At 54.9% G+C, this 25,566-nt stretch carries 27 protein-coding genes and 4 pseudogenes; 17 read left to right on the plus strand and 14 right to left on the minus strand.

Annotated elements, in window-relative coordinates:
- Positions 1-4 precede the first annotated feature (4 nt).
- Positions 5-661 (minus strand): DUF2161 domain-containing phosphodiesterase, encoded by a 657-nt coding sequence (locus OA238_RS17810; protein WP_044037114.1) that lies wholly within the window; start codon positions 659-661, stop codon positions 5-7.
- A gap of 54 nt (positions 662-715) precedes the next feature.
- Between OA238_RS17810 and OA238_RS17815 the strand changes: the two genes are divergently transcribed.
- The 7 genes from OA238_RS17815 to OA238_RS17845 all read left to right on the plus strand — a co-directional run bounded on the left by OA238_RS17815 (position 716) and on the right by OA238_RS17845 (position 6,143).
- The gene (locus tag OA238_RS17815; protein ID WP_338042798.1) at positions 716-1,090 is read left to right on the plus strand and encodes an MmcQ/YjbR family DNA-binding protein; all 375 of its coding nucleotides are present in this window, start codon (positions 716-718) and stop codon (positions 1,088-1,090) included.
- 92 nt (positions 1,091-1,182) lie between these two features.
- Positions 1,183-2,100 (plus strand): manganese-dependent inorganic pyrophosphatase, encoded by a 918-nt coding sequence (locus tag OA238_RS17820; protein WP_015496253.1) that lies wholly within the window; start codon positions 1,183-1,185, stop codon positions 2,098-2,100.
- A 136-nt stretch (positions 2,101-2,236) separates the two neighbouring features.
- The gene (locus OA238_RS17825) at positions 2,237-3,109 is read left to right on the plus strand and encodes a TIGR01459 family HAD-type hydrolase (protein WP_015496254.1); all 873 of its coding nucleotides are present in this window, start codon (positions 2,237-2,239) and stop codon (positions 3,107-3,109) included.
- Positions 3,110-3,203: 94 nt separating this feature from the next.
- The gene (locus OA238_RS17830; RefSeq protein WP_044038481.1) at positions 3,204-3,647 is read left to right on the plus strand and encodes a MaoC family dehydratase; all 444 of its coding nucleotides are present in this window, start codon (positions 3,204-3,206) and stop codon (positions 3,645-3,647) included.
- Positions 3,648-3,694: 47 nt separating this feature from the next.
- Positions 3,695-4,639 (plus strand): bifunctional riboflavin kinase/FAD synthetase, encoded by a 945-nt coding sequence (locus OA238_RS17835; protein WP_044037116.1) that lies wholly within the window; start codon positions 3,695-3,697, stop codon positions 4,637-4,639.
- Positions 4,632-5,102, plus strand: coding sequence for a YcgN family cysteine cluster protein (locus OA238_RS17840; protein ID WP_015496257.1), 471 nt, complete (start codon positions 4,632-4,634; stop codon positions 5,100-5,102). Before OA238_RS17835 ends, OA238_RS17840 begins: the two co-directional genes overlap by 8 nt.
- On the plus strand, positions 5,103-6,143 hold the full coding sequence (locus OA238_RS17845) for a threonine aldolase family protein (RefSeq protein ID WP_015496258.1): 1,041 nt from the start codon (positions 5,103-5,105) through the stop codon (positions 6,141-6,143).
- Positions 6,144-6,200: 57 nt separating this feature from the next.
- On the opposite strand, the gene OA238_RS17850 is transcribed toward OA238_RS17845, so the two are convergent.
- Positions 6,201-6,797: a 2-hydroxychromene-2-carboxylate isomerase gene (locus OA238_RS17850; RefSeq protein ID WP_015496259.1), complete on the minus strand. Its 597-nt coding sequence runs from the start codon at positions 6,795-6,797 to the stop codon at positions 6,201-6,203.
- A 99-nt stretch (positions 6,798-6,896) separates the two neighbouring features.
- On the opposite strand from OA238_RS17850, the gene OA238_RS17855 reads away from it, so the two are divergent.
- Positions 6,897-7,916 (plus strand): ribose-phosphate pyrophosphokinase, encoded by a 1,020-nt coding sequence (locus OA238_RS17855; RefSeq protein WP_015496260.1) that lies wholly within the window; start codon positions 6,897-6,899, stop codon positions 7,914-7,916.
- 27 nt (positions 7,917-7,943) lie between these two features.
- Here the strand turns inward: OA238_RS17855 and OA238_RS17860 are convergent, their stop codons facing one another.
- The 5 genes from OA238_RS17860 to OA238_RS34000 all read right to left on the minus strand — a co-directional run bounded on the left by OA238_RS17860 (position 7,944) and on the right by OA238_RS34000 (position 12,408).
- On the minus strand, positions 7,944-8,294 hold the full coding sequence (locus OA238_RS17860) for an H-type lectin domain-containing protein (protein ID WP_015496261.1): 351 nt from the start codon (positions 8,292-8,294) through the stop codon (positions 7,944-7,946).
- A gap of 105 nt (positions 8,295-8,399) precedes the next feature.
- The gene (locus OA238_RS17865; RefSeq protein ID WP_015496262.1) at positions 8,400-9,602 is read right to left on the minus strand and encodes a tetracycline resistance MFS efflux pump; all 1,203 of its coding nucleotides are present in this window, start codon (positions 9,600-9,602) and stop codon (positions 8,400-8,402) included.
- Between the two features lie 298 nt (positions 9,603-9,900).
- Complete coding sequence (locus tag OA238_RS17870) at positions 9,901-10,518, minus strand: IS3 family transposase (RefSeq protein ID WP_051076447.1); 618 nt, start codon at positions 10,516-10,518, stop codon at positions 9,901-9,903.
- A 93-nt stretch (positions 10,519-10,611) separates the two neighbouring features.
- A protein-coding gene (locus OA238_RS17875) for an IS3 family transposase (RefSeq protein WP_085982768.1) occupies positions 10,612-12,098 on the minus strand; the annotation gives its coding sequence in 2 pieces (ribosomal slippage) (positions 10,612-11,648 and positions 11,648-12,098; 1,488 coding nt in all).
- The gene (locus OA238_RS34000; protein WP_245581343.1) at positions 12,013-12,408 is read right to left on the minus strand and encodes a hypothetical protein; all 396 of its coding nucleotides are present in this window, start codon (positions 12,406-12,408) and stop codon (positions 12,013-12,015) included. Before OA238_RS34000 ends, OA238_RS17875 begins: the two co-directional genes overlap by 86 nt.
- Positions 12,409-12,470: 62 nt before the next feature.
- On the opposite strand from OA238_RS34000, the pseudogene OA238_RS35150 reads away from it, so the two are divergent.
- The 3 genes and pseudogenes from OA238_RS35150 to OA238_RS35160 form a co-directional block, all read left to right on the plus strand.
- A pseudogene (locus OA238_RS35150) lies at positions 12,471-12,647 on the plus strand (transposase); the annotation flags it as partial.
- A 252-nt stretch (positions 12,648-12,899) separates the two neighbouring features.
- Positions 12,900-13,211: an IS110 family transposase gene (locus OA238_RS35155; protein ID WP_420806465.1), complete on the plus strand. Its 312-nt coding sequence runs from the start codon at positions 12,900-12,902 to the stop codon at positions 13,209-13,211.
- 34 nt (positions 13,212-13,245) lie between these two features.
- Positions 13,246-13,581, plus strand: a complete 336-nt coding sequence (locus tag OA238_RS35160) for a hypothetical protein (RefSeq protein WP_420806500.1) — start codon at positions 13,246-13,248, stop codon at positions 13,579-13,581.
- Here OA238_RS35160 and OA238_RS17890 read toward each other — a convergent pair.
- Positions 13,571-14,524: pseudogene (locus OA238_RS17890) on the minus strand (ISAs1 family transposase); the annotation flags it as partial. The gene OA238_RS35160 and the pseudogene OA238_RS17890 sit on opposite strands and share 11 nt — an antisense overlap.
- Before the next feature lie 130 nt (positions 14,525-14,654).
- On the opposite strand from OA238_RS17890, the gene OA238_RS34005 reads away from it, so the two are divergent.
- The 3 genes from OA238_RS34005 to OA238_RS34570 all read left to right on the plus strand — a co-directional run bounded on the left by OA238_RS34005 (position 14,655) and on the right by OA238_RS34570 (position 16,071).
- Positions 14,655-14,876 (plus strand): DUF6444 domain-containing protein, encoded by a 222-nt coding sequence (locus OA238_RS34005; RefSeq protein WP_015495645.1) that lies wholly within the window; start codon positions 14,655-14,657, stop codon positions 14,874-14,876.
- 105 nt (positions 14,877-14,981) lie between these two features.
- The gene (locus tag OA238_RS34565) at positions 14,982-15,839 is read left to right on the plus strand and encodes an IS66 family transposase (RefSeq protein ID WP_144055810.1); all 858 of its coding nucleotides are present in this window, start codon (positions 14,982-14,984) and stop codon (positions 15,837-15,839) included.
- Positions 15,739-16,071 carry an IS66 family transposase gene (locus OA238_RS34570; protein WP_144055809.1) on the plus strand — a complete coding sequence of 111 codons (333 nt, stop codon included), beginning with the start codon at positions 15,739-15,741 and terminating at the stop codon, positions 16,069-16,071. The genes OA238_RS34565 and OA238_RS34570 overlap by 101 nt, the downstream gene beginning before the upstream one ends.
- A gap of 56 nt (positions 16,072-16,127) precedes the next feature.
- Here OA238_RS34570 and OA238_RS30470 read toward each other — a convergent pair.
- Positions 16,128-16,355: pseudogene (locus OA238_RS30470) on the minus strand (transposase family protein); the annotation flags it as partial.
- Between the two features lie 48 nt (positions 16,356-16,403).
- Between OA238_RS30470 and OA238_RS17905 the strand changes: the two are divergent.
- Positions 16,404-16,745 (plus strand): annotated as a pseudogene (locus tag OA238_RS17905) (transposase); the annotation flags it as partial.
- A gap of 297 nt (positions 16,746-17,042) precedes the next feature.
- A complete protein-coding gene (locus OA238_RS29155; RefSeq protein WP_015496265.1) occupies positions 17,043-18,839 on the plus strand; it encodes a sensor histidine kinase in 1,797 nt (598 codons plus the stop codon).
- A 130-nt stretch (positions 18,840-18,969) separates the two neighbouring features.
- Here OA238_RS29155 and OA238_RS17915 read toward each other — a convergent pair whose 3' ends face one another.
- The 5 genes from OA238_RS17915 to OA238_RS17935 form a co-directional block, all read right to left on the minus strand.
- Positions 18,970-20,343, minus strand: coding sequence for an aspartate aminotransferase family protein (locus OA238_RS17915; RefSeq protein ID WP_015496266.1), 1,374 nt, complete (start codon positions 20,341-20,343; stop codon positions 18,970-18,972).
- Positions 20,344-20,356: 13 nt separating this feature from the next.
- Entirely contained in the window at positions 20,357-21,832 is a 1,476-nt protein-coding gene (locus OA238_RS17920) for an NAD-dependent succinate-semialdehyde dehydrogenase (RefSeq protein WP_015496267.1), read from the minus strand.
- A 107-nt stretch (positions 21,833-21,939) separates the two neighbouring features.
- Positions 21,940-22,419, minus strand: coding sequence for an Lrp/AsnC family transcriptional regulator (locus OA238_RS17925; protein ID WP_015496268.1), 480 nt, complete (start codon positions 22,417-22,419; stop codon positions 21,940-21,942).
- A gap of 18 nt (positions 22,420-22,437) precedes the next feature.
- Positions 22,438-23,430, minus strand: coding sequence for a N(2)-acetyl-L-2,4-diaminobutanoate deacetylase DoeB (doeB, locus tag OA238_RS17930; protein ID WP_015496269.1), 993 nt, complete (start codon positions 23,428-23,430; stop codon positions 22,438-22,440).
- Between the two features lie 511 nt (positions 23,431-23,941).
- Positions 23,942-24,769, minus strand: a complete 828-nt coding sequence (locus OA238_RS17935) for an IS1595 family transposase (protein WP_245581345.1) — start codon at positions 24,767-24,769, stop codon at positions 23,942-23,944.
- 137 nt (positions 24,770-24,906) lie between these two features.
- On the opposite strand from OA238_RS17935, the gene OA238_RS29160 reads away from it, so the two are divergent.
- On the plus strand, positions 24,907-25,566 hold the full coding sequence (locus OA238_RS29160) for a bifunctional DNA primase/polymerase (RefSeq protein ID WP_015496270.1): 660 nt from the start codon (positions 24,907-24,909) through the stop codon (positions 25,564-25,566).

Below are 25,566 nucleotides of genomic sequence, written 5' to 3' on the forward strand. Positions count from 1 at the left end.
TGGCCTAAACGTCACCCCAATCAGCCAGACCAGCCTTGCCCGCCGCCGTAAGCCCATAAACGCCACGCTCAACGCGGGTGAACCACTTGTAATGATCGTCCGCCATGATCCGCGTCGCACCCGGAACCTCGGTCCATTCGGCAACCTTCGCGCCTTTACTCGCGCCATGCACCGCCAAAAACCGCGCACATTTCAGCGCGTCTTGGCGATAGCCGGTGACGATGCCGTGGCGCGTGGCACCGCCCTCGTTCGGATCACCTTCAAGGCGATCAAATGCCCGCAGCAACGCCTTTTTCTTCTTCTTTAACTTGCGCGCCGCATAGGGCCCCGGATCGGCCAGCGCCTCGACAAATCCGTCGCGCAGACGCACCGTCAACACGCCCAGCCCCAACCGGCGCGCCAGCTTCACGTTGGATCGCAACGCCTTATCCTTGCCGCCCGCAGGCACCGCGACATAGACTTCATCTGTCACCGCAAGCCGTTCAATTCCTTGATGAAACAACGCCAGCGAAAACCCCAGCTTCAGCTCGACCACCACCACATCATCGCCACGCCGCCCCACAACATCCGCCGCCCCGACCTCCCCCTTAACGGCGTAACCCTGCCGCGTCAGATGCGCTTTCACGGGGCCGTATAGATCTGCTTCGCGCGGTTTGCTCATGACGCGCAGGATAACAACATTTACACGGCCTATCCAAGCCAGCAAACTGGCACCATGACCGACATGTTGACCCGCGGTGACATCAACGCCTTTTGCGCGACCCTGCCGTTCGCGACCCACGTTGTTCAATGGGGCAATTCCGATGTCTGGAAAGTTGGTGGCAAATTGTTCGCGGTCTGCGGCTGGTATGGCGGCAAACCTGCAGTGACGTTCAAAGCCTCGCCCATTGCTTTCGAGGTGCTGCCCGACATGGGCGGCATACGCCCTGCGCCGTATTTTGCATCGCGCGGCATGAAATGGCTGCAAGACACCCGCGATCCCGGCCTGCCGAGCAGCGAACTCAAGACCCACATCATCCATTCGCACGCGATGCCGTCGCGTCCCTCACCAAGAAAAAGCGCGCACAACTGGGGCTGTGACCCCCTTTAAACCACATAAGCGCGATACGTTTGCAGATGGTGACAAGGCGCAAACCTGCGTTTATAACCTGTCCAAATACACCCCCTGAGAGGCGTTTTGACATGACCACATTCGTTTTTGGCCACAAGGCCCCCGACACTGATTCCCTTGGTTCCGCACTAATTTGGACATGGTTCCTCAACCACACGGGCATCGACGCCGCGGCCAAACTGCTTGGCACCCCGAACACCGAAGCCGTGTTTGTTGCAAAGCGTTGGGGCTTTGTGCAGCCTGACATTATCTCAGACGTTGCTGACGACCAGCCTTGCGTTATCGTGGACACCAACAACCCTGCCGAATTGCCCGCCAATATCAACAACGCAGACATCACCGCGATTATTGACCACCACAAACTGGTCGGCGGTCTGGAAACCAAAGGCCCGATCGACATCACGATCCGCCCGCTCGCCTGCACCGCAACCTTGTTGTATTCCCTGATGGGTGAGCACGCCGCCCACATGCCCGACAACATCAAAGGCCTGATGCTGTCGTGTATCTTGTCGGACACCCTCGCGTTCCGCTCCCCGACGACGACAGACACCGACCGCGATTTGGCAGTGGCGTTGGCCGCACAACTGAACCTTGCAATCGCAGATTACTCGGCTGAAATGTTCGCAGCTAAATCCGACGTCTCTGCGTTTTCGGACGCCGAGCTGCTGCGCATGGACAGCAAAGAATTCACCGTAGACGGCACCAAATTCCGCGTTTCGGTTTTGGAAACCACCGCACCTGAAATCGTGTTGGACCGCAAAGCGTCGATCATGGACACAATGACGACCGTGGCGTCAGAAGATGGCGTAGATCAAGTCCTCCTCTTTGTGGTCGATATCCTAAACGAACAGGCAACCATGCTGATCCCCAATGATCTGACCAAGACCGTCGCGGAAAAATCCTTTGGCGTGGTCGTGTCCGGCGACAACGTCGTCCTGCCCGGCGTAATGAGCCGTAAGAAACAGATCATTCCTTCACTTAAGGTCTGATCGTTAGAAAATCGTTAAAAGGGCGCCGATCATCTGATCCGGCGCCCTTTTTTTCTGCGGCTGCGGTATGTACAGGGTGTGTACGCGGTGTGCACAGCTTGTGCCTGCGATGTGACACTTAAGAATAGGTAAACCCATGCCCTCAATCGTTAACACCTTCGCTGACATTTCCAATCAATATGACGTCGCTTTTGTGGACCTTTGGGGCTGCATGCACAACGGTATCACGCCGTTTCAGGCGTCGGTTGACGCGATGCAAAGTTACCGCGAACGTGGCGGTAAAGTGGTGTTGGTCACCAATTCCCCGCGTCCGTGGGACAGTGTTGCACAACAGCTTTTGGACATGGGAATGGCGCCCTGCTGGGATGCCATCGCGACCAGTGGCGACAGCGCGCGCGCCGCAATGTTTCGCGGATTTGTCGGCTCGAAAATCTGGTTCATGGGGGAAACACCACGCGACGACGATTTCTTTAAACCGTTGAATATTATTGATAATCCAGTGGACATCCAAAAAGTCCCGTTGGATCAAGCCGACGGAATTGTGTGCTGCGGCCCTTTTGATACCCAAGCCGACCTCGACGTGAACCGGCCCGAATTTCTGTATGCCAAAACCAAGGGTCTGAAACTGCTCTGCGCCAATCCCGACATCATCGTAGATCGCGGCGAAAGCCGTGAATGGTGCGCCGGCGCATTGGCCGCGCTGTATACTGAAATGGGCGGTGAGAGCCTGTATTTCGGCAAGCCGCATCCGCCGATCTACGACCTCGCCCGCCGACGGTACGCTGCGTTAACGGATTCGATGTCCGACCCGCGTATTATCGCCATAGGGGACGGGATTCGCACCGACATCCTCGGCGCGCAACAAGAAGACATCGACAGTCTGTTCATCACCGGCGGTTTGGCAGCAGCGGAAACCAAGACCGTGACACAGCCGGACGAAACGGCATTAAGTATTTATATCGAAACAGAAAAAGTGACACCAACCCATTCAATCGGCTTTCTGCGATAGGTTAAGAATGTCTTGACTTATGCTGCATCCGCAAAGTAATAAAATTACAAGCTATGTAACTTAGAAGAATTTTTATTACCTGATGGATGAGAACATGCTCGACAATGCCCCCCGCGGAACCATCTGCATTGAAGACATCGAAATCGGCATGACGCGGTCGTTGCGCAAAGTCATCACGGACCGCGACATCGAACTGTTTGCTGAAATCTCGACCGATCATAACCCGGTCCATCTGGATGATGATTACGCCCGCGACACCATCTTTGAGGGTCGCATCGCCCACGGCATGCTGACGGCGGGTCTGATCTCGGCCGTGATTGGCGAACAACTGCCCGGTCATGGCACCGTCTATCTTGGTCAAACCCTTAAATTCTTGGCCCCCGTCCGCCCGGGCGACATGGTTGAGGCGATTGTAAAAGTCACCGATATGGACATCGCAAAACGCCGTGTCACCATGGAAACCTATTGCGAAATTGACGGTAAAAAGGTTCTCAAGGGCGAAGCGATCGTTATGGCGCCGTGGCGTAAATTCGACTGATAACAGGGCTGGCTTGAACCTTGCGCGCGGGCGGGCTACGCAAGCCCATGCACATCATACGTGACCCAGATTTCATTGCACAAAACGACCGTGGCGCGGCGGCGGCCATCGGCAATTTTGACGGTGTTCATCTGGGCCATCAAGCCGTTATCGACCTGACCCGCAGCGTCGCGAACGGCGCGCCCTTGGGCATCCTGACGTTCGAACCACATCCGCGCGACTACTTTGCCCAAATGTCGGATCAGGTCGCCCCGCCGTTCCGTTTGATGAACGCGGCATCCAAGGCCAATCGCCTTGAAAAATTGGGGGTTTCGCGTTTGTACGAGGTGCCATTCAACGACGCGCTCGCCGCATTGACGCCAGAAGAATTTGCGCAAACCATCATCGTTGATCGCCTTGGATTGACCCATGTTGTCGTTGGTTCTGACTTTTGTTTTGGCAAAGATCGCGCTGGCAATGCCACCAGTTTGCAAGCCTTTGGGGCTGCAATGGGGTTCGGTGTCACCATCGCACCGATGCTCGCGACGGCCGCGGGCGATGTGTCCTCCACTGCAATCCGCAAAGCCCTTGCCGATGGATCCCCGCGCATCGCGGCTGAAATGCTCGGCCATTGGCACCGCATCGACGGGCCGGTTATCACGGGTGAGCAGCGCGGGCGTGACCTGGGGTATCCCACGGCCAACATGTCTATCGACGGCCTGCATCCGCCAAAATTCGGTGTCTATGCCGTGAAAGTTGACGTGCTCGAAGGTCCGCATAAAGGCAGCTACAATGGTGCAGCCTCCATCGGCGTGCGCCCGATGTTTGGGGTGAATGTGCCCAACTGCGAAACCTATCTGTTTGATTTCTCAGGCGATCTATACGGCACGCAGCTCAGCGTGGCCTTGGTCGACTACCTGCGCGGTGAAGAAAAATTTGACGGGCTAGAGGCACTGATCACCCAAATGGACGCCGATTGCGTCCGCGCACGGGGGATCCTATCCAATGTCTGATCCGATTGATCGCAGCGACGTTCGGGCCGAATTCTGGTCCCATGTTCCACTGTCAAAAATGACCAAGCCTGAGTGGGAAGCGCTGTGCGATGGCTGTGGTAAATGCTGCCTGAATAAACTTGAGGACGAAGACACCGGCGACGTCGTCATGACCCGAGTCGCGTGCAAATTGCTTGACGATTCGACGTGTCAGTGCAGCCTTTACCCCAAGCGGCACAATTACGTCCCCGAATGTATCGTGCTCACACCGAAAACCATCGAAGATAACATGTATTGGTTGCCACAAACTTGCGCCTATCGCCTTGTCTTTGAGGGAAAGAATCTGTTTCACTGGCATCCGCTGGTGTCGGGGAATGCGCAATCCGTGCATGACGCGGGCGTGTCTGTCCAAGGCCTCACGGTGAGTGAGGCAAGCATCCCAGACGACGAATGGGAAGATCACATCATTGAGGAGCCACTCTAAATGTTTTTCGCCTCCGACAACTCCGGCCCTGCCCATCCAAAAGTGATGGACGCCATGATGCGCGCCAACGAAGGCTATCGATTTGGCTATGGTGCGGATCCCGAAATGGACCGCGTCCGCGCCATGGTGCGCGATCTGTTTGAGGCACCGGAGGCGGCAGTTTATCTGGTCTCCACAGGCACAGCCGCAAACTCGATCGCTTTGGCAACGTTGACGCAGCCTTGGGAAACGATTTTCTGCACCAAGCTGTCTCATATCAACGAAGACGAATGTAACGCGCCCGAATTTTACAGCGGTGCAAAACTAACGATGGTGGCAGACGAAAACGCAAAGATGACGCCCGCGACCTTGCGCGCGGCAATGGCAGCAGAAGAAAACCGCGGCGTCCACGGGCCGCAACGTGGCCCCGTGTCGATCACGCAAATCACTGAAAAAGGGACAGTTTATACGATTTCTGAGCTGGAAGCCCTCACAGCCGTTGCAAAAGAATTTGGCGTCGCGACCCATCTGGACGGGGCACGTTTTGCCAATGCCATCATCACGCTGGGCTGCACGCCTGCGGAAATGACTTGGAAAGCTGGCATTGATTGTGTCTGTTTTGGCTGCACAAAGAATGGGCTGATGGGCGTTGAAGCCGTTGTCTTTTTCGACCCCAGTCATGCTTGGGAATTTGAATTGCGCCGCAAACGCGGTGCACATCTGGCGTCAAAACACCGCTACCTGTCCGCACAGATGGAAGCCTATCTTGAGGGCGATCTTTGGCATGAACTGGCGGGCATGGCCAACGCATCCGGCCAGCGTTTGGCCGACGGGTTGCGCAAATCCAATGTTGTGACGTTCCCGTTTGAACCCGAAGCCAACTTGATGTTCTTTGATGCCCCGCGCTGTTTGCACAAAAAGGTGCAGGCGGCGGGCGCGCAGTACTACGTCATGGGAACACTGGACGGGGACGACGATGAACCCGTGATGGGCCGTTTGGTGTGCGATTGGTCCGTTGGCTTTGACGGCGTGGATGCGTTTCTCGCGGCACTAAAGAACTGACGCTACGTCATCAACATGGTTCAACGGCACCATGTGCCCTGCAACGTCGCGCAACAATCAGAAATCACCTGCAAGGTGGCGATCCAGATCGTCTAGGCGGTCTTGGCCCCAGAACCGCTCATCCGTGTCGGTGATAAAGAACGGCGCGCCGAACACGCCCTTTTCAACGGCCTCTTCGAGGTTGGCACTATAGGTTTCAGCCCCGTTCAACAGCCCGCTGTCCGACAATGCCGGATCAAATCCTGCCTCATGCAAACAGGCGCGGATCACGTCGTCTTCCGCGATGTTTTTCTCATCTGCCCAGCAACTGCGCGTCAACGCATTAACCAGTTTGCCCACGTCGCCGCCAGCAGCCTGCGCAGCAATGATTGCATACGATGACGGTGCGAGGTTGGTCGGCCAGAACGCTGGTTTTAGACTCAACGGAAGGCCCGCAACAATGGCGCGGCGACGCATATCTTGCAGACGATATTCTTGGCGGTTCGGATGGCGATCTTTAGGGGGAATTCCGCCGGTGCGGCCAAAGAGCCCCATGATGTCGACGGGCTTATATGTGATCGTCGCGCTATGTTTTTGCGCAATCGATTCGAGCTGGGTGCCACTGAGATAGGTGAACGGGGAAATCGTGGCAAAATAATAGTCGATATGTGGCATTTAGCTCTCCTAAAGTCGCGCTCGTTTGTTGGAGCGACCCTACGGACGTGCTACCCCGTGTCAACTTCCGCGATTCTATTACATTGGGACCAGCTGCACATGCCTAACCTGATCGAACCGAAGCTCATCTCCGGCAACGCAAATATGCCTTTGGCCAAGGACGTCGCAAAACGAATGTCCATGCACCGTGGCATCAACGTTGGATTGGTCGACGCACGCGTCGAACGGTTCAACGACGGTGAGATTTTCGTTGAGGTTTACGAAAACGTGCGCGGCGAGGATATGTTCATCATCCAGCCCACATCGAACCCTGCCAATGACAACCTAATGGAATTATTGATTATTTCGGATGCTCTGCGCCGTTCTTCTGCGTCACGTATCACTGCTGTAATTCCCTATTTCGGCTACGCCCGCCAAGACCGTCGATCAAAGGCCCGCACACCGATCACCGCCAAACTTGTCGCAAACATGCTGGTCGAATCTGGGATTGAACGGATCCTGACGCTTGATTTGCACGCGACACAGATCCAAGGCTTTTTCGACATTCCAGTGGATAACCTGTACGCCAGCCCGATTTTTGCGCTGGATGCGATGCACAACTTCAAAGGCCAGATGGATGATGTGATGGTCGTTTCACCTGACGTCGGCGGTGTGTCACGGGCCCGTGATTTGGCTCAGCGCATTGGCGCACCTCTTTCTATTGTCGACAAACGTCGTGGAAAACCGGGTGAAGTCGCTGAAATGACAGTTATTGGTGACGTAACGGGGCGCACTTGCCTGATCGTGGATGACATCGTCGACACCGCTGGCACGCTGTGCAAAGCGGCTGAAGTATTAATGGAGCATGGCGCTAAAGAAGTGCATTCCTATATCACCCACGGCGTATTGTCGGGCCCAGCAATCGAACGGGTCAGCAACTCGGTTATGAAAAACCTCGTCATTACGGACACGATCCAGCCGACAGCCGCTGTGAAAGCATGTGAAAATATTCGGATTGTGCCGACGGCACCCATCTTTGCACAGGCAATTTTGAACACGTGGAACGGGACATCTGTGTCGTCACTGTTTGACCACAAAACTCTGCAACCAATCTATGAAGGCATGTATTCGGGCCTGTAATTTAGTCCGTCTGTATATGGGAAACGCCTAGTACAATTCCCACTCATCCGCCTGACGCAATTCACCGATCGCCTGCCACGCAACGCGAACGCGGGCAATTTTGGTGTCGCCCCAAGTCCGAAACACAATGACAAAGCCGTCCTCAGAGATATCTTCGGCTTGAACGTCAGCGCGGGCGTTTGTCTGGCTTGCGATGTCCCACATCGACAAATTGACCTGCACGATTGGCGCTGCGCGGAAACTTTCGGAAAATTCGATATGCGCACGAATTTGGCGTGCGCCGTCGCCCGTCCACATGACCCCGTCATGTTCGAAATCGGAAAACAGGACCACATCTCCGTGATCCACCCCAATCAAATGATTTCGCAATCTTTTCATATTTTACCGTCAGCTCGCGGGGGCCATATCCATCCATCAACTACAATAGATGTAAAAGGCGAAAGAAATAAGCCTAAGTTATGGCAAGCCCTTATTTTGATAGGATTAAGATTGGGCGTGGCCCCGCAATCGCATAATCAGCGGAATCAGCAGCAGAAGCATCACCGCCCCCATCAAGAACGGCGCGCCAGGCAAATAGAGGCCATTATCATCGACAAAAACCTCAAACACGCCAGTTACAACCAACGGCGCGAGGAACGCGGCGATTGAGGCCAGCGACGCGATCACGCCCTGCACCAACCCCTGTTGATTTTCGTCTGCCATGTTGGACGCCATAGCCGTCATCATCGGCGGCGATAAATCCGAGAGGGCCGCGAACACCAAGACAATGATCAATCCCGTCACGGTTGAAATCAGCCCAAAACCGATGAACCCGATCAGTGCGGATATCAAGCCGAGCTGCAGGGTGCGAAACTCTCCGAAACGTGTAATCAGGACTGGCATCAAACCGCCTTGGACGCCGGCTAACAAAATCCCGTACCCCGCCAGTGACATGCCGATCAGCAACGTTGACCAATCAAACAATTCGCGGGTGAAAAACGCCCAGAGCGTCGGGTAAACCATATTGGCAAATTCAAACACGAACAGGCAGATCAGCGGGATGGCGAGGCCTGGAATTTTGAACGCAGCAATGATCGCATTGAACGGGTTGAGGTCGCGCCGACCGAAGCGACGGCGTTTGGCAGGTGCAAGACTTTCAGGCAAAACAAACAATCCAAACAACACGTTAGACGCCGATAGCACAGCAGCAATCCAGAACGGCGCAGAGATGTGCCATTCAGCGGCGATCCCCCCGATGGCGGGGCCAAGCACGAAACCGATGCCAAATGCAGCCCCCACCATGCCAAACCGCGCGGCGCGTTCTTTCGGGGTAGAAATGTCTGCGATGTAGGCCGTCGCCGTGGTGTAGGTCGCCCCTGCAACGCCCGCGAGAATGCGGCCAATCAATAGCACCCAGAAGACCCCTGCCAGCGCCATGATCACATAGTCCACAGCCAGCACAGCCAAAGCCAGAAGCAACACAGGTTTGCGCCCGTAAGCATCTGAAAGACTTCCAATAATTGGCGCAAAGATAAACAAAGCACCCGCGTAGGACGCCATCAGGATGCCGCCCCACAACGCCCCCTCGCCAGTGCCGGACGCGCCCACACGTTCCATCAGATCAGGCATGATCGGGAACACGATGCCAATGCCGATCGCGTCGATTGTCAGGGTCATCAGAATGAAAAGGTAAGCGCGATTTTGCATCTGGCTAAGTGACGCTTTTGGGGTCCGTCTGGCAAGTGCGAAAAGGGTGGCATACTGACACCCATGTGTCAGCAGATCAAAAAACCCACGACGCGCGGAAAATCGCAGTTTTGACTGTTATGTACACAACACAAAGCAGGTTTGACGGTTTTGTACAAAAGTATTTGGTAAGGGTTTGGTAAGAATTCGGCGGCGTGGGACGCGGATCACCCCCAAGAATGGCGCGTCGATGTCATGCAGGACAGCACGTTTGCCAAGTGAACTTCGTCCCGTTTTCCGGACAGTTTGCTTATTGACCCTATGCTGCCATTTTCCAAGTCATATCTTCGAAAGCCTGTTTTGGCGTTTTGTAGCCGACGCCTGAATGACGGCGCTGGCGGTTGTAGAAGACCTCAATGTATTCGAAGATGGCGGCCTTGGCCTCAGCGTGTGTTCTAAAGCGCCGCTGGTGAACCATCTCCTTTTTCAATGAAGCAAAGAAGCTTTCCATCGGCGCATTGTCGAGGCATTGGCCCTTGCGGCTCATGGATTGAGTGAGTTTCGCCTTTTTGATCAGCTTGCGATAGTCCCCGCCAGCATATTGGCCGCCCCTATCGGAGTGGTGTATCAATCCCGGAACCGGGCCTCTGCGTCCCAGAGCCATCTCGAGGGCGGCGCAGCAAAGCTCCGCACGCATGTGATCCTCCATCGCCCAACCGACGATCTCACGCGTAGCCATGTCCTTCACGCCAGCCAGATAAAGCCAGCCTTCGTCCGTGTCGATATAGGTGATATCCGCCAGCCAAACGGCATTAGGCGTCTGGCTGTGGAATTTCTGTTCCAACAAGTTTGGGGATGGCTTCAGCTTATGATTGCTGTCCGTTGTGATTGGCTTTCTACGCTTGCGAAGAAGCGGGGACACCTTGTGTTCCTTCATTATTCTCGCAACACGGCGCTCGGAGACGACCTCACTATCCGCCAGTACGGAACGTGTCAACGACTTTGAGACAGTGGCTTTTGGACTTTAGGCTTAGGTTTCTTCGGTTGGCTTTGGTGGGTTGATCCAGACGGCGGTCGGGATTTGAGGCGGTTTTGGTGGTTTGTGTACGAAGCGTTCGGGCGTGGCGAGGAATGCCGCGTCTAGTGTTGCTTGTCGCGCGGTGTAGATTTCTTGGGCCTGCCCAAAATGGATTTGGTCGGGCGTCATCAGACCAATCCCGGCGTGATGATGGTCTTGGTTATACCATGCAAAGAACCTGCGGCAGAATGCGCGAGCCTGCTCGATGGTTTCAAAGTTCTTGGGGAACTCTGGCTGATATTTCAGTGTTTTGAAGTGGGCTTCGGAGAACGGGTTGTCGTTTGAGGTGTGGGGCCGACTGTGGGACTTGAGCACACCAAGATCAACCAGCATCAGGGCTGTCGTCTTTGCCTTCATGGGCCCACCGCGATCTGCATGCAATGTCAGCTGATCGCGTGTAACCTCGTGTTTTTCCATCGCGTCGATGAACAGCTCTTTGAACTGGCTGGCGCTCTCCGCGTGCTCGACGCGCCAGCCAACAACGCGGCGGCTGAAGATGTCGAGGATGACATAGAGATAGAAGTAGGACCATTTCACCGGGCCCATCAGCTTGGTGATCTCCCAAGACCAGACCTGATTGGGGGCTTCAGCTAGAAGTTCAGGCTTTTGATAGACGGGATGTGTGCGCTGTCGGCGGCGTTCGCCAACTTCGCCCTGCGCGGCCAATATCCGATACATCGTGCGGATTGAACACAGATAGGTGCCTTCATCCAGCAAGGTGGCAAAGACCTCTGTGGGCGTCTGATCCGCAAAGCGGGGTTCGCGCAGGTGGTGCAATACCTGGTCTCTTTCCCTTTCCGGCAGAGCCCGCGAAGACGCTGCGCGCGGTGGGCGTGTGCGTGGTGGTGCCGTCAGCGCCGCACGCTGTCGAAGAACGCTCGCGCGCGATAATGATAGCGCGGCGCAGACAGCCGAGGTCAAGCCGCTGCCGGTGGGCAATGCAATCGCGACGGCCATCATGATTTGCCGCTGCGCTCTTGCGTCTGCTCCATCTCGTCCAGAAGTCCCGCCACTTTTTTTTGGATGGCAATGATGGCTTCCGCCTGATCCAGACGGCGCCGCAAGGCTGTCACCTCACGGTTGGCCTTGGCCAGCTCAGCTTGCAATGGATTGGCAGGTGCCTTTTGTGGGCCACGGCGCATTGGCTGCAATGCACCCAATGTGCCGGCCGCCCGCGCACGGCGCCAATCGGTCAGTGCAGAGGAATAAAGCCCCTCCCGCCGTAGAATGGCGGAAACCCCGCCAGTGTCTGCCACTTGGTCCGTCTCATCCAGAATGCGCAGTTTGTATTTGGCTGTGAAGTTGCGTCGCTTCGGGATGCTCGTCAGTTCCGCTGTGGGAGCCAACGGCGCATTAACAACGCGGGGAGGCGACGTCGGGGCCAAAACGGCTCCAGATCCAGCATCTGGCGAAAGTGGTGATTGTGAAGGCATAACCATGGGTTCGTTCTCCTACGCCCTCAAGTGTAAACTTTAGCCAGTCAATTGTCTCACGCTTATTGGCACGGAGGGGTAAGTCTTGGTGAATACGCTTTGATCCATAACATTTCTTACTGGCCTTGAAGAAGGTTTTTATCTTGGGAAGCAACGCCTGATCCCGAGCGTCGCGATTAGCTTGACGCTGATCACGTGCAGGCTGACTGGCTGGGAACCCGTAGAACCAGCCCCGGGATATCTCTAGAAGACGGCATAATATTGAAACCGCGTATTGAGCTTTATGGGCGGTGACGAAAGCACGCTTGTTCGTCATGGTTTCACCGGCCGCGCCGCGAAAAAAGCGGATGCCTTATACTCGTCTGTATAATTGCGTCGATGTTGTCCCATTTGGTGCCCCTTTCACGGACTGGGGTAAAGTACCCCAATGTCCGGCAACAGGGACGAAGTTCATGTCGGCGGAACGGGATCAGTTCGGCGACTTTTTACAAATACAAATCGAAGTATGACGGCATGGAGCCGTCTGGCGCAAAGCGGCTGCGGGCTTCGGAAGGCTAGAACGATAAGCTGAAGAAGCTCTTGGCCGAACAGATGCCCCCTCTTGTCTTATGATTTTGGCAGTTTTTATGCGAAGCTGGAACAGCTGCGCAGCACGTCATTTATGCCAGGCAGCGGCGGAGGTTGGACCGTTCCCCTCTTGGTCGTTGAGGACCGTCGCTGAGTAAGGTCACCTCCGTCTTTTTTTGAAACCTGAACGGATACTTGGGCTTTGGGCCCGCATGACAAGACAAGGTTAGGAAGAGACCCATGGAAGATACCATTGGGATCGACATTTCGAAAGACACATTGGACGCTTATTGGTTGTCCTCGCGAGAGCACAGGCAGTTTTGCGATGACAAAGCTGGCGCTAAGGCACTCGCATTTTGGGCGAGAAAAACAGAAGTTTCCCGCGTCATTTTTGAAGCAACAGGCATTTATCACAGGTGCATCGAAACGGGCTTGGCTCAACACGGGATCAGCTTTGCACGGGTCAATCCGCGTCAGGCCCGCCGGTTCTGCGAAGGTGAGCGATTTGGTCGCCATCGGTTCAAGACTAATCGCGAACGGCCGGCTGGCTAAAACGGACCGGGTGGACGCTGCGCTATTAGCCAAAATGGGCGCACTTCTGGAATTGAGAGCAGACCAACCCAAAAGCGAAACACTTCATGATCTTAAACAGTTGGCAACAGCCAGGCTGGCATTGATCAAGGACCGGACCGCAGCAAAGGCACGACTTGCCGCAACGACGCACGTCCTGCCTTCCCAGCAGATCAAACGACGTCTGAAACAGATCGAACGTGACTTGTCGCAAGTTACCGAGGCAATCGATGCCATCGTTGCGGCAGACAAAGATCTCGCTGCACGCGCCGAGATTCTTACAAGCATTCCGGGCATCGCAAAGGTAACAGCCTGTGCGATACAGGGGAATCGCATGAGATTTAGGTGTTAATTATTTCGGCGAGGAAATCATCATCCCATGATGCAATGTGGCGCTTTGATCGCAGGCTATGCTTCCCCTTTACGGAGCGCAGCATGTTGCTTGCAGCGTGTTTTATGGTCGTAAAATTGGCTGGAGCATTGCCTTTTCGGATACGGCATTCATCGTCGCGAAACACCATGTCCATGACCCAATGCAGCCCGTTTTCTATTCCCCAGTGGTCACGGATGGCTTTGGCGTGATGTTCAGCATCTGATGTCATTGATGAAATGTAATAGCGGGTTTCGGCGCGCGTTTTATCCTGCAGGATGGCGTGGTACTGGACCATAACGATGCTTTTCAAACCGGGCCAATTGTGGTCCGCTTTAAGCCAGTCAATATCCGTGCACACTGTGACCCTCCTTGTTTCGATACGGCCATGAGAATTCTCTACCGTTTCGTGGTAAGTGACTGTTGTGTCGTCATAATCTACGGCCGCCTGTTCCGTCATGAATAATTCTGTGTCCTTGCGTAGGCTGCCCTGATTACCCTTCAAAGCGAGGATGTAGTCTGCTTCTTTGGAGATGATCTTCGCGGCGATTTCGCGTTGGCATCCCATAGCGTCGATGGTGACAATAGCCCCCTTCGGGGTGAGCAGTTCCAACAGTTCTGGTATGGCCGTTATCTCGTTGGACTTGCCGTCCACCTGCCGTTGCGCCAGCGTCAGATTCCATTCCGAACTCCAGGCCGAGATCATGTGAATTGCGGCCTTGCCGCCAGCTTTATCCAGGCTGCGGCGAGAGGTTTTCCCATCAATCGCGACCACTCCAGTCACCGTCTTGTTAAGGGAGGCCATCCAGTCGATAAAACAGGCCTGAAACGCCTCGGCATCCAAGGCCGCAAAGATGTTTCCAAGTTGGTCATGGGACGGTGTCCCGTCTGCAAAAGGTAGAAAACGCTTCAAAAAAGGTAACTCCCAAGCACCCCAGCCGATAACGGGTTTTTGTCAGTTTTGATGTGAGTCTCCTTGGCCATTAGGCGCATGAATTTTCTGTTGTGGTCTGAATTTCGTGGCGCTGTGACGATTTCTCTAAATCATTGGTGGAATGGACCAAGTTACTGCTCTTGAACAACTCCTCGCCACGGCTCTGCGCAGGATCGCCGAGTTGGAAGCCGCGTTGGCGAGCATGGCGCAAGAGAATGCGGATCTGCGGCGTCAGTTGGCCAAGAACAGCAGTAATAGCAGCAAGCCGCCTTCGAGTGATGGGTTGAAGAAGCCGGTACCGCGTAGCCTGCGTGGTAAGTCCGGTAAGAAAAGTGGTGGTTAAGTTGGCCACCGAGGCGACACCCTACGTCAGACAGCAACGCCTGACTTTGTGGAGCGACATGAGGCTGAGGCCTGTGGCACCTGTCAGCATGGCTTGACGGCTGGGATGATCAAGGCGGTGGAGAGGCGTCAGGTTTATGACATACCGGTGCCGCGTCTGGAGGTCACAGAGCATCAGGCAGCGATTTATTGTTGTGGCCATTGCCGAGCCACGACGACAGCCACCTTTCCCGATGGCGTGAATGCACACGTGCAATACGGTAAGCGCATTCGGGCGGCGGCGGTCTACTGCAATGTTCAGCAGCTGATCCCCGAGGATCGGGTCTGCCAACTCCTGCGTGATTTGTTTGGTGCCACCAGCCTATGCGCGGCCAGCGTGACCAACTGGGTGAACGGCACAGCGCGTACCTTGGGTGGCGTCGTCGAACACATTCTGGCCCGGCTCAATGAAGGCGGCGTTCGGCATCTGGATGAGACCGGACTTCGTGTTGATGGTAAGCTGCACTGGCTGCACTCAATCAGCGATCTCGCCTTCACGCATTATCGCATCAGCGCCAAGCGCGGTGCTGTTCCATCCTTCCTGACCGGCGGGACAATTGTTCATGACCACTGGAAGTCCTATTACGCCCATATGAGTGGGGTGGACGCGCACGCCCTGTGCGGGGCGCATCATTTACGGGAACTCAAGGCCATCGAAGAAATCGAAAAGGAGCCGTGGGCGTGCGCGATGAGCGTGCTGCTCAACAGCGCCAATCAGCTCAAGTGCGCGGCTCAGGGGCGAGGCGAGACCGAACTCCCCACGTCGGTTCACCACGGCATCCTCACCAAATACATGGCGATCCTCACCGAGGGCCTCGCCTTCCATGAGCGACAAGACCCACTGGCTAGACGCACTGGTGCGCGAGGCCGAAAAGCCAGGCGGCCAGGCCATAACCTTCTGGTCCGCTTGCGCGAACTACCGTGATGACGTCCTAAGGTTCCTTACGGACTTCACAGTTCCCTTCACCAACAATCAGGCCGAACGGGACCTGCGCATGATGAAGTTGCGCATGAAAATCTCGGGAACTTTCCGCACCCTCGAGGGCGCGCAGGTCTTCGCTGACATCAGATCCGTCATCTCGACGGTCAGAAAACACGGGGGCAATATCCTCGAAACACTCACCCTATCACCACAACAGATCATCGCTCGGCTCTAACGTCGCAAGGGCAACACAAAACCCGATATCCGATGGGGTCCTTGGGAGTTACCAAAAAAGACCAGTTTCTTAGTCCCATATATCGAGATGGCCGTCCAGTCATTGGCACCTGACAAAACAGCGCATAGGGTTAAGAGGAGTATTTCCGGCAAAGGGTAAGTCACTTTAACCTCTTGACGTGAATCGCTTATATCTGAAAAATGCGTAAGAAATTCAATGGGATGGATCTCAGGTGAACTTGGGTTTGGCATGGCATATGACCTCGTTAAAACAGTAAAGATCACCCATCGAATTAGCCTCTACAACATTTGTCGACATCGTTATTGTTCATGCGATTGCCCTGCTGTGCGATATTAACCGAAATGCCCGAACTCGGACATTTGAGTGGCAAGAAAGCAGCGGCGCTGGCGGGCCTTGCACCCATATCGAGGCAATCGGGAAAGTGGCAAGGCAAGGAACGCATCCAGGGCGGTCGCGCCAGCGTCAGGCGCGCAGTCTATCTGCCAGCGGTTGTTGCTACACGCTTCAATCCAGACATGAAGGCAAAATACGAACATCTGATATCGACTGGGAAATGCAAGAAGCTGGCGATCACAGCCGTTATGCGAAAGCTGATTGTCACCGCAAATACCCTTCTACGGGATCAGCGAAAATGGGGCGAATATCCAGCTTGACCAATACGGATACTCGGCGGATTGCAGGCAAACGACTGCCGGGCAATAGTTGGGCCGCGTAACATCAACAACATAGTGCCCCTTTGCGAGCAACCCCTTACGAAACCGGCCGGTCAAGTTGTGTTTTTGTTTTGTGGATCCCGTAGTCTGTTTTGTCTCTTGTGCACAACTAAAAGTGCTGGACTTTTAAATTCCACTGATGATAAAAACATGCACGCTGTAACTTGTTCTTAATATTGGACAGAACCACATCGAAATATTTCTCACTAGCTATTTTGGATGGTCTAGTATCAGAGCATGAAATCTAACTTCTTAAACGCACTCTCTGAATGCGTCAAAATTGACGTTGGCATCCCCGCAGTACAGGTGGCAATCGCGACTTTTCTCGTGGTCAGCGCTCTGGCATTTTGGAGCCGAACTCAAATCAGCTTGCCTGGTAATAGATGGTTCACTTATAGCACTTTGGCGATGCTGTGGTGGCTGGCCGCAGTCGGCATCGAGTTGTCGGTTTCAGCATTGCCCTGTAAAGTTGCTTTGTCACAGATCGCTTGGCTTGGGATCATATTGCTCCCAACATTCTGGTGTTTTTTCCTATATGAATATGCCTTTTCGAAAAAGGTGCCGCTTGGTTTGGTCTGGATCGGAGCGGCGTTCCTGCCGTCTGTGTTCCTTGCGCTCGTGATGACCAATGCATTTCATGGGCAGCTCTATGGGGCTGGCACGCGGCTCATCGATGATGGCATTAAATCCTACACGTTTTTCGATCATGGCCCATTATTCTTTATCCTGATAAGTTATATTTATCTTATTATCGTTGGAACGTGCGCCGTGGCTGGCGGCGCTTTACTAAAAGCAAGCCCGGCCGTCAGAAGCTTTTTCGTCAAACTTTTCATGACAACAATTATTCCAGTGACCGCCAATATACTTTACGTTTTTTATGGGGTCTCCCTGTTTAGAACAGACCCTACACCGTTTTCTTTTGCGGCATCGTTGACACTCGTAGTCTGGCTGATCGTAAGTGATAGGTGGGTCGACGTGAGGGCGATTTCCCGCGATTTGTTGTTCTACACATCGCCAGATCTGGTTTTTGTCATTGATGTCGATGGCACCCTACTCGAGACCAACTTGGCCGCCAAAGCATTTTTGCGGAGCCAACAGTCTGATGGCGGATCTCTGTCGGCCCTAAAATCAATTGGACCTGTATTTGCCAGCCTAACCATGACGGCGAAACTTCCGGATATCTTGGAGGTGCAGAATGGCGACCACCATTACGTTGCGCGTGCTTATCCAATCTCTTGGGGCGAAGGCCAGACGTTGTTGGGATGGACCGTCGCATTTGTTGATGTCACCATGCAAAAGCGGTATGCGGCACGTGCGATGACTGCAGAGCGGGTGCAGGCGCAATTTCTTGCCACGGTCAGCCATGAATTGCGCACGCCTCTGACTGTGATCAACGGGGCCCTTGGTCTGTTAAATATACACCCATCAAAGCTAACAGCTGAGAAGTCGACCCATCTAATTTCGTTGGCCCTGAAAAACTCCGCAATTCTAGCCAAGTTGGTCAATGACTTGCTGGATATGCAAAAACTAGAAAGCTCTGAATTCACATTAAACCTTGAGATTTGCGATGTCAGCGACATCATCTCTGGCGCGGTGGCGAGCATGGAAACCTTTAAATACAAAGGGAACGTCAAACTGCGGTTTGACAGGAAACCTAGCGGGGTCATGATTTTGGCGGACAAGATTCGCATGCATCAGGTGGTTGTCAATGTCATCTCCAATGCGATCAAGTTTTCCGAGGAGAACTCTGTCGTTGAAGTTTGCATGAATGCAGAAGGGGACACGGTGCAGATCACGGTCAAAGATACTGGGCGCGGAATTCCTGCAGGGTCAGAAGAGAAGGTCTTTGGCCAGTTTTTGCAGGTTGACGGATCCGACGACAAAGACGTCTACGGCAGTGGTTTGGGAATGCACATTTCGCGCCAGATTTTGTCTCAACATGGCGGCACAATTGGATATGCCAGTGAATTAGGCGTCGGCACTTTGTTTACGATCACCCTGCCCATCAAATCTGATGCTGCATCTGGGGCTTAGGCCATGGCCACCGTTCAGCGGCCACCTACGACAGCCATTAGCAGCACTGAAAACTGCCATTCTTTCGGACGAAAAGCTGATGCTTGCTTGAACCCGTCTAAACGGCAAGCAAGCGTCAGTCAGTTATAGATTAACCTAGGACAGTTGTCACCGCACGCAGGGTTGCCGCAACGACTGTGTCGGCCTCTTCGCGGGTCAGGCAGAACGGTGGTGCAAAGCCCAAGATGTCGCCTTGTGGCATAGCGCGCGCAATCACTTTGTCCTGCGCCAAAAGGGTGGCCGAAATTGTTGGGCCAACTTTGTCAGACGCATCAAAATAGGTCCGGCTGTCTTTGTCCTTCACAAACTCAACAGCGCACAACATTCCTTCGCCGCGCACGTCACCAACGTTGGGGTGGGCGGACAGCGCCTCTCGCAATGATTGCTGCAAATATGCGCCAACGGTGCCTGCATTCTCAATCAGGTTGAGGTCATCAATCAGCTTGAGGTTCGCGACACCCGCCGCCGCTCCAATGGGATGGGCAGAATAGGTCCAGCCGTGACCGATTGCGCCATTCTCATCGGTTCCTTGTTCAAGCACTTTCCACATCTTTTCGGATATGATCGAACCAGACAGCGGCGCGTAGGCCGATGTTAACCCTTTGGCGATAGTGATGATGTCGGGCTCCATCCCGTAGTGCTCTGATCCAAACATCGTCCCCAAACGGCCAAATCCGGTTACGACCTCGTCAGCGATGAGCAAGATGTCATGCTTGTTCAATACGGCTTGGATTGCTGCCCAGTAGCCTGTCGGCGGTGGCACGAGGCCTCCGGTCCCGAGCACGGGTTCGCCGATGAACGCCGCAATGGTGTCCGCACCCTCCTCCTCGATCTGCGCCTCTAATTTCGCCACACAATGTGCGACAAACTCGGCTTCGCTCTGATCCAGATCGTCACGCCGGAAAAAATAGGGCGCCTCGGTATGGATGACCTGCGACAGCGGCAGATCAAATTTATTGTGGAACAACTCCAATCCGGTCAGTGACCCCGTCATAAGGCCCGACCCATGGTAGCCGCGCCAGCGCGAGATGATCTTTTTCTTTTCAGGGCGACCAAGGATGTTGTTGTAATACCAGATCAATTTGATGTTGGTTTCATTTGCATCCGACCCGCTTTGGCCGAAATAGACCTTGGACATGTTGGCAGGTGCGCGATCAAGAATCATCTTGGACAGCGTGATCGACGCCTCGGTGCCGTGCCCAACATAGGAGTGATAGTACGCCAACTCTCGCGCCTGATCCGCAATCGCTTCGGCGATTTCTTGGCGGCCATAGCCGACGTTGACGCAATATAGACCCGCGAACGCGTCAAGCATTTTGGTGCCATCGCGATCCTCAATATAGACGCCCGACGCCGTTTTGATCACCCGCGTTTGGGTCTCACCGCGTGCGTGTTGCGCCAGATGTGTGGACGGGTGAAAGAAGTTTTCACGGTCCCACTGTGCCAGTGTGTCATTTGTCAGCATATCTTGTTTCTCCTCACGCCCAATCTCGGCAGACGTATTTAATTTCAGTGAATTCTTCCATGCCCATACGGGCTCCTTCGCGGCCTAGGCCGGATTGTTTGGTGCCGCCAAATGGAATTGGCGCACCTGTGACTTGAGCGCGATTGACCGCCACCATGCCAAATTGCAGGGCGCGGCTGACACGGTAAATGCGCTGCGGATCATTGCTGTGCAGATAGGCGACCAGCCCGTATTCGGTGTCATTGGCACGGGCAACCACCTCGTCCTCAGTATCAAAAGCCGCAATCGCAGCAACTGGGCCAAAAGTTTCTTCCCGCAGGATCAAGGCATCCGCAGGCACATCCACAAGCACCGTCGGTTCATAAAACAGCGGTCCCAGTGGATGGCGCCTGCCGCCACATTCCAGCTTTGCACCCTTCGCCAGTGCATCCGCCACATGGGCTTCCTGCTTTTGCACGGCGCTCTCGTTCATCAGCGGTCCGATATCACAATCGTCCATGCCGACACCAATGGTCAGCGCCTTGGTTGCTGCAACGAAAGCCTTGCAGAAGCTGTCATAGATCGAACGTTGAACGAAAATGCGGTTCGCCCCAAGGCAGTCTTGCCCCGATGTTTCAAATTTTGCCTTCAGCGTCTCACCAAGGGCCGTCTTTAGATGGGCATCCTCGAAAACAAGGACCGGCGCATGGCCGCCCAGTTCCAACACCAATTTTTTCACCGTATCTGCCGATTGACGATACAACAGCCGCCCGATCTCGGTTGATCCGGTGAACGACAGGGCCCGCACACGGGTGTCCTTGGTCCAAGGTTCGACAATTGTAGGCGCCTGCCCCGTCACCACGTTAAACACACCCGCTGGAATGCCGGCGCGTTCGGCAAGCTCAGCCAAGGCGAGCGCTGAAAACGGTGTTTCGCCCGACGGATGCGCAACAACCGTGCAGCCCACAGCCATGGCCGCAGCCGCCTTACGGGTGAGCATGGCACAGGGGAAGTTCCACGGCGTGATCAGGGCTGCCACGCCAACCGGCTCAAGCCAGACTTCGACCTCTGCCCCTTGCAGATGGCTGGTAACGCCTTCGATGTTCGGGCGCTTTGCCTCTTCTGCGTAGAATTCGATAAACGAGGCGGCATAGCCAATCTCACCGCGGGCTTGGGACAGGGGTTTGCCCTGCTCCAGCACCATAATCCGCGCGAGGTCTTCTTTGTGCGCAATCAGCAAATCAAACCAGCGCCGCAACAGAACAGACCGTTCTTGGGGCAGTAGGCCAGACCACGCAGCAAAGGCCTGCTGTGCGCCGTCAACCGCGCGCGTGGCGTCAGCCGCATCAAGCGATGCGACAACACCTAACAGTTCGCCGTTCGCAGGATTTTTGACGCTGAACGTTTCACCCGACGCGGCCCCGCACCATTTTCCACTGATATACGAAAAACTGCGCACCAATGCTTTGTCTTGAATATCTTTGCGTGCGGACAGTGCTGTTTCGTTCATGGCCAACCCTTTCTTAGTTCCAAGACAGCATGCCATTTTGGAACAGACGAAGTGACCGAAGCCTGCAAAATCCGCAGAAGATTCATCTGCAAAATGTGGGTTATGCGCTAGAAACTGGGAAACAGCAGATCAAGCGGCGGACCAGACCCGTTTTTGACCGGCTTTGTCACCACATAGGTCGAATACTGCGACAACCCGATGCGCGATTCCAACATCGCATCGATGAGCCGTTGATAGCTGTCGATGTCGCGTGTCACGACCTGCAAAAGATAGTCATAACCGCCGCCAAGCGCCCAACAGGCGATGACCTCATCGTGGGTTTGCACAGCGGTCTCGAAAGCATGAAAGCTGGCGGCAGTGTGATCGGCAATCTGTGCTGCCACGAATACCGTGACATGGGGCCCGAGCTTTTTGAGGTTGATCTGCGCGTGGTACCCCTCGATGAGCCCTGCTTGTTCCAGCTTTTTCAGACGATCCCAGCACGGGGACGCCGACAGACCGACCCGATCAGCCAAGGCTGACTTGGTAATCCGCCCCTCTTTTGAAAGCACGCGCAAGATTTCCAGATCCCTTTGATCAAGCTGCACTGCCACATCCTTTCAAGGTTAAGTCACAATGACGCCAACAACTGCGACGCAGTCACCAGACTTGATCAGCCCGTTGAAATGGCGCGTGATCACAATGCCGCTTCGTTTTGCCGTGTACTCGGTCGGGGCGACGCCAGTGCGATCCACAGGCCAGACACGTGCCAGCACCTCGCCTTTTTCGACCATCGCACCCAGATCAACGACCGGTTCGTGCAGCCCGTCTGCCTCGCAGGTGGTAAAGCATTTGTCATCCGGCATGTCGAGCCTGACGGTCGGATCAAGCTGCATCTCGCCTTGCAAAATGCCAAAGTGAATCAGGACGTTGCGCAAACCCTTTTTGGCGATCGCATTGGATTTCGCGCTTGATGAACCGCCGCCCCCAAGTTCGGTTGACACCAGAACTTTGCCCATGTCCTCGATTGCTGTGTCGTACATGCCGACACTGTCGATCTCCAGAAGCTGCACAGAATAGGGCGCGTTGAACGACTCCATCGCGGCAAAACACGCAGCCTGATTGACTTTATCTTCAAGAATATGCGCCACCGCAAACGGCACAAAATCAAGCGTTCGACCACCAGAATGAAAATCCACCGCGACGTCCGCCATGGGCAATAATGTGCGCTGAAAATAATCCGCGATCTTTTCGGTCGGTGTGCCATCCGGTCGCCCTGGAAAAGTGCGGTTCATATTGCCTTTGTCGATTGGCGACGTGCGGGTGCCAGCGCGAAAGGCGGGGTAGTTGAACGCCGGCACGATGATCACACGCCCGCTCACATCCTGCGCTTTGAGCGTCAGAGCAAGGTCCTGCAGCGCAATCGGCCCTTCATATTCATCACCATGATTGGCCCCCGTCAAAAGTGCCGTCGGACCGGTGCCATTCTTGATCACCGCAATCGGGATCATGATCGCGCCCCACGCACTATCATCGCGGCTGTAAGGCAGTTTCAAAAAGCCATGATGAACCCCATCTTGGTCCAGCGGAATGTTGGCCGAAATCGGATTATTGATCATTGCTTAGTCCTTCACCAACATTTTGCGTCGCATTTGTGACAGACAGTCTGCGCCTGTCTGGCCCGTACGGATCCTTTGGGCGATCTCAGATCCCCAATCATCCATCCAAAGACCAGTCACGAAATGGAAATTAGTATTTCCGTGTAGAACGGAATTATCATCCGGTCGCAAGGACATGGTGCGGCCGCCCCAATCCGGTGAAATTGACACCCCGACGCAATGGCCGATGCACCGAAACGTCACGTGGCGTCAAACTGCCTTGCCAAAGATCGGTTCTGTTAACAACTGCTTCATTCACCGAATGGTTTGAGAGGGCCAATATCTATGCAGCCTTGAAACGGCACGCCAATCTCTGATCTTTCAATGTGTAGCGTTTCGGACCCATTCAAATGCATCAATGCAGATGAAATAAATCACAGTTATCGGAAAAAGGCTTATCCCTTTTAGTCCGGTTGCCCACATGTTGACGCGGCGCAGAACCTTGCTCTTGTGGCTTGAGAGGCGGATCGGATCAGTTTGTAACGTCTGGTGGGTTTACAGGGCGTGGCTTTTGCCCTGAACGAGGGCCTTCAGGCGCGCTTTTCAACAAAAACACGATATGTCGCTGGCCCGAGACCAACACCGATCCCCAGCAGCGTGTCGAAGGCGCTTCGCATGTGTCTCCGTCGGTTCCAGCGGAACACGAATTCGTCAAGATAGCGTTGTAGATGGCACTTTCTGAGGCCGTGGAAGCCCCCTTTGCCCACGTTTTCAGGTTGGAGAACACGCGGTGGACCCAGTGGAGTATGTCGCGTGCCTTCTTGCCGCTGACGACCTTCGCCCCATGCGTGTTTGCAGGCGGAGTTTCGTAACCGAGCCAGCCGTCCGTGATGATGTGAGCGCCAGGCTCTACAGCCCGACCAATGAACCCGTGCAGCGTCTTTGACGCGCCGTCGGGAATGTTTTTCATCCTGATACGGCGCGGATGTCCGTCACTTGATAACTCGACGGCACAGACGACAAACATCTTTCCAACCGGGCTGCGCCCACCCTTTGGCCGGTCCTCGGGATCATGCCGGGACCGGAACGGCATCTCTGTTTCATCGATTTCGACAAGGTCTTTCAGGGGGGGTGCGGTCAGGGTTGACCATCGACCGCCGCAGCTTTTGCAAGATGAGGTCGCCGAGAAGCGCCATCGGTCCGAGCGACGATGGCGACCCGTCTTGTAGCTGCCAAGGCCAAGTTGCGCCTGAAGGTGCAGCAATGACATGCCGTTGAAATGGCTGGTGATGATGTGCGCGGCAAGACACCAAATTCGCAACGGCAAATGGCTGCTGTGCATCACCGTGCCAGCCGTCACGGATGTCTTGCAACGTAAATGGAGGTTACAATGCCTATGAAAGCTACCACGGAAACTAAGGTGAGGAAATCCCCTGCCCGCACCACGAACCTCAAAATCGCCTACAATCTTGCCAAGTCCGGCCTGCCCGTATTCCCGTGCAAATCAGACAAGTCGCCCCACAAGAAGACGGGCTTCAAAGCCGCGACCACCGACAAATCGACCGTTGGTGGGACAAACACCCCGACGCCCTGCCCGGTCTGCCGACTGGCGCGGCCTCTGGTGTGGCGGTTCTCGATATTGATCGGAAGGACGATAAAGACGGCTTCACGGCGCTATCGGACGCGGGCTTAGATCGCTTCACGGATGGTCGCTACGTTGTAGACACCCCCAGCGGAGGGCAGCACATCTACTTCGCCCATATCGATGGCCTGCGGTGCAGCACGTCCAAGATAGCGGAGGGCGTGGACGTGCTGGCCGATGGTGGATACGTGATCGCGCCCGGCGCGGAGACGACCCAAGGGACCTATCCGACGTCCAGCAACTCCGAAGACATGACCGTCAAGCCGTTCCCCAAGACGCTGCGCAAGCTGGTAGGCCAACGGAAGGCCACCACCAAGCCCAAATCTAGCGAACCGGCGCAAGCGTGGAAAATCGTCAAAGCCGCTTTGAAGTCGATCCCGAACAACGGCAAAGGCGCGGACGTGTCGCGCGATTGGTGGGTCAAGATGCTGGCAGCGTTGCACCACGAGTCCAGTGGGTCAGCAAAAGGCCGCAAGCTGGCGCACACATGGTCCGGAACGTGTCAACGACTTTGA

This window comes from Octadecabacter arcticus 238 (assembly GCF_000155735.2).
Lineage (GTDB): Bacteria > Pseudomonadota > Alphaproteobacteria > Rhodobacterales > Rhodobacteraceae > Octadecabacter > Octadecabacter arcticus.

What these genes read in the sequence shown, in the direction of transcription:
- OA238_RS17810 (WP_044037114.1), bottom strand. Translation starts at nt 661, where the DNA reads ATGAGCAAACCGCGCGAAGCAGATCTATACGGCCCCGTGAAAGCGCAT.
- OA238_RS17815 (WP_338042798.1), top strand. Translation starts at nt 716, where the DNA reads ATGACCGACATGTTGACCCGCGGTGACATCAACGCCTTTTGCGCGACC.
- OA238_RS17820 (WP_015496253.1), top strand. Translation starts at nt 1,183, where the DNA reads ATGACCACATTCGTTTTTGGCCACAAGGCCCCCGACACTGATTCCCTT.
- OA238_RS17825 (WP_015496254.1), top strand. Translation starts at nt 2,237, where the DNA reads ATGCCCTCAATCGTTAACACCTTCGCTGACATTTCCAATCAATATGAC.
- OA238_RS17830 (WP_044038481.1), top strand. Translation starts at nt 3,204, where the DNA reads ATGCTCGACAATGCCCCCCGCGGAACCATCTGCATTGAAGACATCGAA.
- OA238_RS17835 (WP_044037116.1), top strand. Translation starts at nt 3,695, where the DNA reads ATGCACATCATACGTGACCCAGATTTCATTGCACAAAACGACCGTGGC.
- OA238_RS17840 (WP_015496257.1), top strand. Translation starts at nt 4,632, where the DNA reads ATGTCTGATCCGATTGATCGCAGCGACGTTCGGGCCGAATTCTGGTCC.
- OA238_RS17845 (WP_015496258.1), top strand. Translation starts at nt 5,103, where the DNA reads ATGTTTTTCGCCTCCGACAACTCCGGCCCTGCCCATCCAAAAGTGATG.
- OA238_RS17850 (WP_015496259.1), bottom strand. Translation starts at nt 6,797, where the DNA reads ATGCCACATATCGACTATTATTTTGCCACGATTTCCCCGTTCACCTAT.
- OA238_RS17855 (WP_015496260.1), top strand. Translation starts at nt 6,897, where the DNA reads ATGCCTAACCTGATCGAACCGAAGCTCATCTCCGGCAACGCAAATATG.
- OA238_RS17860 (WP_015496261.1), bottom strand. Translation starts at nt 8,294, where the DNA reads ATGAAAAGATTGCGAAATCATTTGATTGGGGTGGATCACGGAGATGTG.
- OA238_RS17865 (WP_015496262.1), bottom strand. Translation starts at nt 9,602, where the DNA reads ATGCAAAATCGCGCTTACCTTTTCATTCTGATGACCCTGACAATCGAC.
- OA238_RS17870 (WP_051076447.1), bottom strand. Translation starts at nt 10,518, where the DNA reads ATGAAGGAACACAAGGTGTCCCCGCTTCTTCGCAAGCGTAGAAAGCCA.
- OA238_RS34000 (WP_245581343.1), bottom strand. Translation starts at nt 12,408, where the DNA reads ATGACGAACAAGCGTGCTTTCGTCACCGCCCATAAAGCTCAATACGCG.
- OA238_RS35155 (WP_420806465.1), top strand. Translation starts at nt 12,900, where the DNA reads ATGGAAGATACCATTGGGATCGACATTTCGAAAGACACATTGGACGCT.
- OA238_RS35160 (WP_420806500.1), top strand. Translation starts at nt 13,246, where the DNA reads ATGGGCGCACTTCTGGAATTGAGAGCAGACCAACCCAAAAGCGAAACA.
- OA238_RS34005 (WP_015495645.1), top strand. Translation starts at nt 14,655, where the DNA reads ATGGACCAAGTTACTGCTCTTGAACAACTCCTCGCCACGGCTCTGCGC.
- OA238_RS34565 (WP_144055810.1), top strand. Translation starts at nt 14,982, where the DNA reads ATGATCAAGGCGGTGGAGAGGCGTCAGGTTTATGACATACCGGTGCCG.
- OA238_RS34570 (WP_144055809.1), top strand. Translation starts at nt 15,739, where the DNA reads ATGAGCGACAAGACCCACTGGCTAGACGCACTGGTGCGCGAGGCCGAA.
- OA238_RS29155 (WP_015496265.1), top strand. Translation starts at nt 17,043, where the DNA reads ATGAAATCTAACTTCTTAAACGCACTCTCTGAATGCGTCAAAATTGAC.
- OA238_RS17915 (WP_015496266.1), bottom strand. Translation starts at nt 20,343, where the DNA reads ATGCTGACAAATGACACACTGGCACAGTGGGACCGTGAAAACTTCTTT.
- OA238_RS17920 (WP_015496267.1), bottom strand. Translation starts at nt 21,832, where the DNA reads ATGAACGAAACAGCACTGTCCGCACGCAAAGATATTCAAGACAAAGCA.
- doeB (WP_015496269.1), bottom strand. Translation starts at nt 23,430, where the DNA reads ATGATCAATAATCCGATTTCGGCCAACATTCCGCTGGACCAAGATGGG.